Origin of the sequence: Acinetobacter sp. BSP-28, assembly GCF_044130285.1 — a bacterium.
Taxonomy (GTDB): domain Bacteria; phylum Pseudomonadota; class Gammaproteobacteria; order Pseudomonadales; family Moraxellaceae; genus Acinetobacter.
The window spans coordinates 1-7,846 of the sequence record NZ_JBIQOB010000041.1 but is presented as its reverse complement, the minus strand read 5'-3'; the positions used below and the strand labels follow the sequence as shown (position 1 = coordinate 7,846).

The window sequence follows — 7,846 nt, the reverse complement described above, 5'->3', positions numbered from 1 at the left end:
TCTGAATGATCTTTATCTTTTAGAAATTGTTTGATTGGTTCGGCATGTGTAGCCCAAGTATCGAAATACTTCATTTGGATCTGGCGGACTTCAATTTCATTCACAGTGATAGATCGGTTCGTTGCTAAGAAAAAATCATTCATGATTACACCACCTTCGCAAATGGCAAAGAGGGCTGCAATTCACTTTCTAATTGCGCTATCTCATCATCAAGCGGATGCTTTTCTTGCTTCCATGCATTCATATCTCTGGCTGAGCAACTGACTTGCTGCTTTCGGTTGTTGCGATAACCAACAATGTGGTTGTATCTGGCCCATTTAGACTGAAAGGCTTGGGTTAATTGGTTTGCCATCCACTCAAATGCATTAATGAATGCCTCTTTGATGGCGTCTGCCTTTTCACCATTAAAGCCCATGACCAGAAACATGAAGCCACGCTCTGTCATTCGGTAAAATCCGGTATTTCTTTTTGTATTTCCTATCTGCTTGTTTTCTAAGGTAAACGCAAAATTGCGCTCACGAAATTGTAAAGAACACTTCATATTTTTAATTGCTCGAAGCACATCCGAATGTCTTTTCCCGAATGCCTCCGCTACAGCATAGCTTGTTGTTTTTGGCTCACCATCATCGCTTGATACCATGGCTCGTAAATTTAGTGTTGTCATCATGTTCATAAGATTTCCTCTTATATAACCATGTTAAAAAAGAAACTGGCAGGCACATTGAACATGGAAACGTGCTTTTCGAACCGTCGCCCTAGCCAGTGGTTTGCCTGAAAACAGGCATAAAAAAACCACCCCATAAGGACGGTTTAATTAAGTGGTGGGAAAAATCCCTTTCGTTTTCATTAATCGCTTAATGCAAATGAAAAGAATCTAAAAAACAGGCACAAAAAAAGACGCATATGCGCCTATGGAGTTCTTGTGCCTGTGTTGGTTAAGCCTTAGGAATCGTTACAACATGGCCATAAAGACCTAGTGTTTCATCACTGCCTTTGCCTACATCTGATAAAGCCTGACCTGAAATTTCATATTGACCAAGGTCTTCATGAATGAGAGGGAATGTTGTTTCAGGTGATTTTTTTGTACGCCATAAACGTACCGCCATGCTGTCACCGGTAGCGGTATTAATCCCTTTAAAGAATAGCTCGTATTCTTTATTGAAATCACTGGCAATGGTGGTATGGCTTACAGCACCTGTGGTGTATGAAGCTGTAACAGGTTCAGCAATCGCTTCTTTAAAAATCACGGTACCAAACACTGAATCTAAATCATATTTAGAAGTCTCAATAGTAGTAGCACCCGACTTAAATGAAACTTGCGTCAAGCTATAACCATCCAGTTTGATTTCTTCACCCACCTTCACAGTGCCTAGCGCTTGATCGGTGACGGTATCACTGGCTACATCAGATTTCATGCCTGACAGGATGTATTGCAGGTTGTCTTCGTCAACTTCTTCCAATTGGCCTGAGAAATTCACGCCAGTTGTTTTGGTGAGTACAAAGTCGGTAGTACGCTGACCTGAAGTGCTTTCCTGATGCTCCACTTGATCAGTGGTTATTTCAAGCTCAAATTCAGGCACGTTACCAATATGACGCATAGCGCCTGCCACACCATTAGCAATTTCAGATAAGTAGAATTTACCCTGAAGGGAAATATATTGTTTAGCCATTACTTTTCATCCTCTGCAGTTTTCTTGGCTGTAACGGCTTTGGGTTCAAGCATTTCCTGAATCACACCATCTGCCAGTAATTTTTTGATTTGAGCATCATTCAGCCCACCAACGACATCGCCCTTTTGAAAACGTCCGACAGGTTGCTGGGCTTTATATTGTTTTGCCATGACTGGCTCCTAAATGAATAATGATGATTCGAATACCATCGTGATATAGACACAAGTTGATGAAAAATCTTCACTGATCCGCACCAAAGATAGTGGGCGTGTGCTTGATTCTGGTCGCCATCCACTTAAAAGCGGAATAACCTTGGCAACCAACTCACCTGCCTTATCAATTGCCTTGGACCCATCTGATAATTGTGAAGCCGCATGCCGCTCAACAATAGTGATATCCCATTCTTGCTTCAGTGCATTGATGCTTCCTCTACCCGCCTCATCAGCCTTTCGAATACGCAAATAGTTCACATGAACACACGGGGTAATTTGGGATAGTTCTGATGTGCTCCCAATATTGATCGGGGTGTAAATTTTCTTGAACTCAGCAATTTCTTCCAGTTTTTTCGCAATTTCAGCTCTTACAGCAAAAAAATTACTCATCAAATACCACCCCTTCAATAGAGTTCAAAATACTTTGCTCCTCATCCTCAGTAATACCAAGCCAAGGACGACGTGTTATTTTGACCGTATAAGCTTTACCCATTGTTTCCTGCATAAAGTTAGAGCGGCTACGCCTCACAAAACGGTTACCAACCTCACCAGTACGCAAGTTCTGACGAAAGAATGTTTTTCGCGTTCTTGCTTCATGTTTGATTTCACCACCGAAGTGATGAATTGCTCCATACTCAACATCAGTACCAATTTCCACACCATCAGCAAGGACGTTGTGAGTAATGGAATTCATTAATCGCGATGTATCACGCAAGGTGGTACCACCCTCACGCATTACCCGCACAGATAGAGGCCACTTACCTTCTAAACCTTCACCACCAATCCAGCGCGATCGAATACCTTCGGTGACAATGTTGCCAATATCCTCGAATAATTCACTCTTGCGTTGTTCAAAATCAGAAAGGTTTTTAAGAATTGTCAAAATTGGAGAGTCGCCATCTACATCAATTGAAATTGCCACACCACTCATAAATACCTCACTTCATGCCTGGCATCTTATTTAGTGTGTCATCACCAAACACACCACCAGTGTATGAAGTACCGATTGGTACAGTAGATGGTTTGTTTTTGGGTTGGTCATCCACGATCTGGTTAGTTTCAGGCAACAGGATCTGCAAATGTGCTTTGTTGTCAGCCACACGCTTTAAGAATGCGATTGCATCCTCATAACGCTTTCGAACTTCTTCAGTTGGTTGCTGAAAATAAAGCCGATAGCGCGCAATATCACACGCCATACGCTTTAAATTACTAGGCACATTAGGAAGCGGTAAAGGATAACGACCACCGATATGACCGTTAATTTCTTCCGTTGCATCCTGGATTGCGTCAGTTACTGAGGATTGAGAAGGAAGCATCGTTTTCAGATTTTCAATCTCACCACCAAATCGTGCGACCAAATCCGATTCAGTCGCGTACATAGATCACCTACTTTGTTTCGTCTGCAGGTTTGTCGCCTGTTTTAGGCTTTGCTGTAGGCTTCACCTTTTCAAGTTCAGCAACCTTGGCTTTAAGCTCGGCGTTTTCCTTTTCAAGCTCAGCCAAACGTACGGCGGTACCATCCACCTTAGGCTCTGCTGGCTCACGATATTCTGTGATAGCCCCAGATGCTAAAAGGGCCTGAAGTTTTTCATCTTCAAGCCCTTTAATTTCATCACCTGGCATAAAGTGACCGATGGATTGTTTTGCAATATATTTTGGCATTTAAAGCCTCCTTATAGTGTGATAAAGCCAGTACCACCGACTACACCGTTTTTGTTAGAAGGCACGACCAATGGAGCTGATTCTGTCATCAATTGAATACCGCTTGGGTCTTCACAGTACCATTGGCGATCAAAGTACTGCTGAGCAACACCATTAGCCAGCATGTTTTTGATCTTACAATGAGCTACTGAGCCATTGGTATCAGAGATCAGTGAGAAGTAATCCTTAGGAATAAAGCGCTTTACCTGACCTTTATTACGGTAGGTCGCGTCATACACCCAGAATTCAACTCCATCAAAAGTACCTTTGAAGGTCGCTGTTTCTTTCACACCAAAGCTTGGGGTAACTGGAACAGAGATACCTGCATACGGCGTGATGAACTCTTTCTTGAATTCTTCGTTATTCCATAACGCAGACCAAACCAGACCTGACATAATTGATTTTTTGGCTTCACCACCATCTGCAGCTAATTGACGTTCAAGCATGGTGCGAATATCCGTTACCGGTTTAGCACCCACTTCGTTCCATTTGATCAACGGCGTATATGTCAGAGATGGGTCACGACGGTAATCCACCAGGTTGTATTCATAGTCATCTGAATGAAGCACATATTTGCCATTTTTCAGCAGATCAATGGCCATCATCAAGACTGAGTTATCAATCGCATCATGATTACGCTTCATTACTGAGATCTGAGCAATAATCATTTGCTCTTGCTCAGACAGTCGCTGGTTGCCTGTTGAAATAATGCCTGCTGTACGTAAACGCTCAAGCAATGCAATTTCAAATGTTTCTGCCGGAGTGACCTGATTTTTTGGCTTGTAGTAGGCCGGCTTCACATGACGCACTTCACCAGATTGAGTAGTATCAAATGGCTTACCAGGTTGCTGTGGTGAAACCAATGGTGCCAGATCATGTTCAGCTGACAATTCAGCCAATGGCACATCATCACGCGTGAACAGTGGTCGATTTGGAAATAATTGATCCAAAAGCCAAGTATCCATCGGACGATAGTTTGAGTGGATCAGTGCAAGCTCACCCACATCAAGCAGTTCAAGTGGAGTACCTTCAATATTAAAAGACTGTGGCATGTTGTTTACACCTTCGAAAGTTCAATTTTGTTTTTAGTTGCTTTGGCACGTGCTGCATCATATTTAGCAGCTTCCAGTACAGTTCCGTTTAACGACACCGCTTCAACGTTAAATACGCCACCGTAATACACTGGGATTTCAATGCCATCAGCTGCTTTAATCGTAGCTTCTGCAGCTGAAACATCCTGACCACAGATCACATCCCATGTGGATTCATCTGCTGCATGAGTCAGTACATTGCCAGCGGAGAGCGTCAAAAGATCACCATATTTATAGGCGGTGGCAGTTGTCACCTTGGCATTGGCCCGGCGCAACTTTTCATTATCTAAAATCAGTCGTTTCGAGGTGACTGAGATAGGTGGTACATAGTGAGTAGCCATGGATTATTTCCCCTTATTTTGCTCTGCGAACGCTTGCGCACCTGATGTGAATTTGTGAGTGTCATTGTGGTTTGACTGACCACCTTGTCCACCAGTTGCCTGATGATTAAATAAGTGGGCAAATGCTGGATTAACACTTGGTGCTGGTTGTTGTTGCTGTCCAGCTGGCGGTTGTTGGCTGCCTGCCGAGAATTGGCGAAGCTGTTTTGCAGCAAATGTGAACATGGAATCATCCATATTGGTATAAGCAGTTTTATCGTCAGCGCTAAACTGTGTTTTAAGTTCAGTTTCTAAAGCTGCAATTTCATCAGTACGTTTTTGTGCCTTAAATTGCTTAAGTTCAGCTAAGGCATTATCACGCTCTGTTTCAGCCTGCTTTTGCGCAGCCTGAGCTTTTTCTAATTCGGTCACGTCTGTGTCCTCTTTGGTTGGGTTTGGATTGGTTTTGCCAGAGAAGGCTTTAATTGATGTGTTACGATCCGCACCTGTTGAACAGATCGTAAATTCACGAATACGGTTATTACGGAACACGGCGATAGGTCCAGTAAATGACTGACCATTGACCACGACGGTCTGGCCTGTATTTACTTCTTCAACCGAACCCGGATCAATGAACATTGACATTTGAAACGGAAACTCATCATCAGAATCCTGGACAATTTCTTTGGCCCGTTCATTGGTCAAGAAGTGCCCTTCAACATCAATCTTTCCATTAGTATCGACTTTCTTAACCACGCCAATACGGTTAGAACCGAAGTGCTCTTCCAGTAGTGCTGTAGGAGAATCAATCTCGATACCATCAAGATCAAAGACCACACCGGTACGGCCCCAATACCAATGACCATCTACACGCCCACCGCTATACGCTGTCCCTTTAAAGGTTCGCTTTTTACCTTCTTCTGCCTTTGGTACCTCAATTGCCGCAGCATTGAATAGGTACTTCAGCCGCTCCTCATTTAGCTCAGGCATTTTTCATGCTCCAATAAAAAAACCCACTCGATTGAGTGGGTTTTTATTAAATAAAATATTAGAAACTAATGTTCTTCCATTCTTTAGGTTTCTGCTGATTTAAGAAATTGCGGTCATTCACACGTGGTACTGTTTCACCCCAATTTCCTCGATTATTGATTATTGATTTAAACTCTGGATTTGCTTGATTGAAGTCCACAACCTGTTGATCTTTGGCAGCGAACCAAGTTTTATCAGGGCTAGGATCTTTATTCGTTACCACATTATTTTTATCTTTTCCTGCAAAATCTAAATAGTGTGTTGTCTTTTTAATAATGTATTTCACACCAAAAGCATTTGAATTATCAGGTAAATGCCCTGTATCACTCGCCTTACGAGTGTTTACACCCTTATGCTCAGTTGTAGAAACAAATTCAGGTACGCCATTTTTCATCCAAACAATCGCATGTTCCCATTCATGGCGATGCCCACCTAAATAACCATCATCTTTGACTGCATAGAGGCCAAATACTCGTGCTTTATATGCTGGATTGTTTGTAGATTCTATTTCATTGTAAATAATATATGCTTTATTCAGCTGATTAGCATACCCGCAATGTCCATTCTTAGCACCCCCAGTACTAATTCCATGATTGGGTTTTAGAGAATTGCGTTCTGTGTCATACCATACCGGTGATGAAGCCAAACAACCATCAGTTCCAAAAGCAAAAACAATACGCCCCTTTTCTAAGTCTTTTGGTGGAGAAGGTTTATTATTTTCGTTTATTGTTAAGCAAGCCGCTTCATCAGCCGGGCAAAGATGTTTAGGCCAATTTTCAGCTAAAGCCGGTAAAGAAGCTAGTGAACCGATGGTTAATAAAGGAAATAATATTACTTTTTGCATAATAATTTCATCTGATAATTCTAGTGAATATTAAAAGTAAAATATATAAAGGAGAAAATGAATCCCTATATTTAGGTATATTCTCTTGAATCATTCGAATAGTATTAAATGGAGTTTTACTAACTCATCAATACTTTCAGCGTATAAACCATCTTGTTATTCAATGTCTCAATCGAAGCTACCTGAAACGACAATCCAATTTCAAATAAAACACCCTGCCCGGCATTAAGCTTTTCAAGATCAATACCAAGACCTTTTGCATTCTCAATTCGGATCACGACATCACTAGCACCCTCAGCCATAAGCAACGGCGCGTTAAACTGGACTGTCTGCCCAACCTGATAAGCCGCTACCTGTTGAAGTGTTGCAACACCCACCACTGTTGAAGCCGTATTACTTGCCACAGCCTGAATAGCTGCCATGTCGGCACTCAGCCAGCGCTTGAGTACATCATCAGCCAGAGAGCCTGTAGTGGAGTTTAAATAGTTGGTCAGTGCGGCATCATTTCCCTGTACATAATCCAGGAAAGTACGAATCGCACTTGGCCGAATACTTGGATCGAGTGGAATCACTGTATTGGCTACCGTGTCGAATAGGTCTCGGGTCTTATCATTCATCGGAGCAAATAGACTGGTGAGCTTTTTCGATGCAATCCATTCAGCTTTAATGATTTCCTTCTGCTCGAGGAGATATTCCTTGTCCAAAGATGAAGCACTGATCTTTTTATCAACCAGCGATTCAAGCTCACCGAATTGCAGCGGATGAGAACTCCAATCCAAAGCCTCAGCTACTTCTGGCAACTGATCATCAGGAGTAATGCCGTATTTCAATGCCTGCTTCTCGGTTAAGGCAATCACGGTGCACCGGCAACGGAATCCCAGCGGCGGGTAATGTGTCAGCCAAAACGGATGATCAATCGGTAAGACAATTCGATTCAAAGCTAAATGTGCAGGACGTACACGACTATCATTGATAGCCG

Annotated in this window: 12 protein-coding genes; all 12 read right to left on the bottom strand. The window is 42.5% G+C overall.

Annotated elements, in window-relative coordinates; translation table 11 throughout:
• Positions 1–145: 145 nt before the first annotated feature.
• Positions 146–673: a Rha family transcriptional regulator gene (locus ACE01R_RS17145; RefSeq protein WP_395552706.1), complete on the bottom strand. Its 528-nt coding sequence runs from the start codon at positions 671–673 to the stop codon at positions 146–148.
• A gap of 262 nt (positions 674–935) precedes the next feature.
• The gene (locus tag ACE01R_RS17140) at positions 936–1,670 is read right to left on the bottom strand and encodes a hypothetical protein (RefSeq protein ID WP_395552705.1); all 735 of its coding nucleotides are present in this window, start codon (positions 1,668–1,670) and stop codon (positions 936–938) included.
• A complete protein-coding gene (locus ACE01R_RS17135; RefSeq protein WP_395552704.1) occupies positions 1,670–1,840 on the bottom strand; it encodes a hypothetical protein in 171 nt (56 codons plus the stop codon). Before ACE01R_RS17135 ends, ACE01R_RS17140 begins: the two co-directional genes overlap by 1 nt.
• Positions 1,841–1,849: 9 nt before the next feature.
• A complete protein-coding gene (locus ACE01R_RS17130) occupies positions 1,850–2,272 on the bottom strand; it encodes a hypothetical protein (RefSeq protein ID WP_395552703.1) in 423 nt (140 codons plus the stop codon).
• Positions 2,265–2,813 carry a phage virion morphogenesis protein gene (locus tag ACE01R_RS17125; protein ID WP_395552702.1) on the bottom strand — a complete coding sequence of 183 codons (549 nt, stop codon included), beginning with the start codon at positions 2,811–2,813 and terminating at the stop codon, positions 2,265–2,267. The genes ACE01R_RS17130 and ACE01R_RS17125 overlap by 8 nt, the downstream gene beginning before the upstream one ends.
• Before the next feature lie 7 nt (positions 2,814–2,820).
• Positions 2,821–3,261: a gp436 family protein gene (locus ACE01R_RS17120; protein ID WP_395552701.1), complete on the bottom strand. Its 441-nt coding sequence runs from the start codon at positions 3,259–3,261 to the stop codon at positions 2,821–2,823.
• Between the two features lie 7 nt (positions 3,262–3,268).
• Positions 3,269–3,544: a hypothetical protein gene (locus ACE01R_RS17115; RefSeq protein ID WP_395552700.1), complete on the bottom strand. Its 276-nt coding sequence runs from the start codon at positions 3,542–3,544 to the stop codon at positions 3,269–3,271.
• Between the two features lie 11 nt (positions 3,545–3,555).
• Positions 3,556–4,635 (bottom strand): major capsid protein, encoded by a 1,080-nt coding sequence (locus ACE01R_RS17110; protein WP_395552699.1) that lies wholly within the window; start codon positions 4,633–4,635, stop codon positions 3,556–3,558.
• 5 nt (positions 4,636–4,640) lie between these two features.
• Positions 4,641–5,015, bottom strand: coding sequence for a hypothetical protein (locus tag ACE01R_RS17105; RefSeq protein ID WP_395552698.1), 375 nt, complete (start codon positions 5,013–5,015; stop codon positions 4,641–4,643).
• A gap of 3 nt (positions 5,016–5,018) precedes the next feature.
• Positions 5,019–5,984, bottom strand: a complete 966-nt coding sequence (locus ACE01R_RS17100) for a hypothetical protein (protein ID WP_395552697.1) — start codon at positions 5,982–5,984, stop codon at positions 5,019–5,021.
• Between the two features lie 58 nt (positions 5,985–6,042).
• Positions 6,043–6,867, bottom strand: coding sequence for an NPP1 family protein (locus tag ACE01R_RS17095; RefSeq protein WP_395552696.1), 825 nt, complete (start codon positions 6,865–6,867; stop codon positions 6,043–6,045).
• 119 nt (positions 6,868–6,986) lie between these two features.
• Positions 6,987–7,846 (bottom strand): phage minor head protein (locus tag ACE01R_RS17090; RefSeq protein WP_395552695.1); only part of this gene is annotated, 860 nt, incomplete at its 5' end.

Coding starts and splice junctions, on each gene's coding strand:
- ACE01R_RS17140 (WP_395552705.1), bottom strand. CDS start 1,670: ATGGCTAAACAATATATTTCCCTTCAGGGTAAATTCTACTTATCTGAA.
- ACE01R_RS17125 (WP_395552702.1), bottom strand. CDS start 2,813: ATGAGTGGTGTGGCAATTTCAATTGATGTAGATGGCGACTCTCCAATT.
- ACE01R_RS17100 (WP_395552697.1), bottom strand. CDS start 5,984: ATGCCTGAGCTAAATGAGGAGCGGCTGAAGTACCTATTCAATGCTGCG.
- ACE01R_RS17105 (WP_395552698.1), bottom strand. CDS start 5,015: ATGGCTACTCACTATGTACCACCTATCTCAGTCACCTCGAAACGACTG.
- ACE01R_RS17130 (WP_395552703.1), bottom strand. CDS start 2,272: ATGAGTAATTTTTTTGCTGTAAGAGCTGAAATTGCGAAAAAACTGGAA.
- ACE01R_RS17110 (WP_395552699.1), bottom strand. CDS start 4,635: ATGCCACAGTCTTTTAATATTGAAGGTACTCCACTTGAACTGCTTGAT.
- ACE01R_RS17095 (WP_395552696.1), bottom strand. CDS start 6,867: ATGCAAAAAGTAATATTATTTCCTTTATTAACCATCGGTTCACTAGCT.
- ACE01R_RS17145 (WP_395552706.1), bottom strand. CDS start 673: ATGAACATGATGACAACACTAAATTTACGAGCCATGGTATCAAGCGAT.
- ACE01R_RS17115 (WP_395552700.1), bottom strand. CDS start 3,544: ATGCCAAAATATATTGCAAAACAATCCATCGGTCACTTTATGCCAGGT.
- ACE01R_RS17120 (WP_395552701.1), bottom strand. CDS start 3,261: ATGTACGCGACTGAATCGGATTTGGTCGCACGATTTGGTGGTGAGATT.
- ACE01R_RS17135 (WP_395552704.1), bottom strand. CDS start 1,840: ATGGCAAAACAATATAAAGCCCAGCAACCTGTCGGACGTTTTCAAAAG.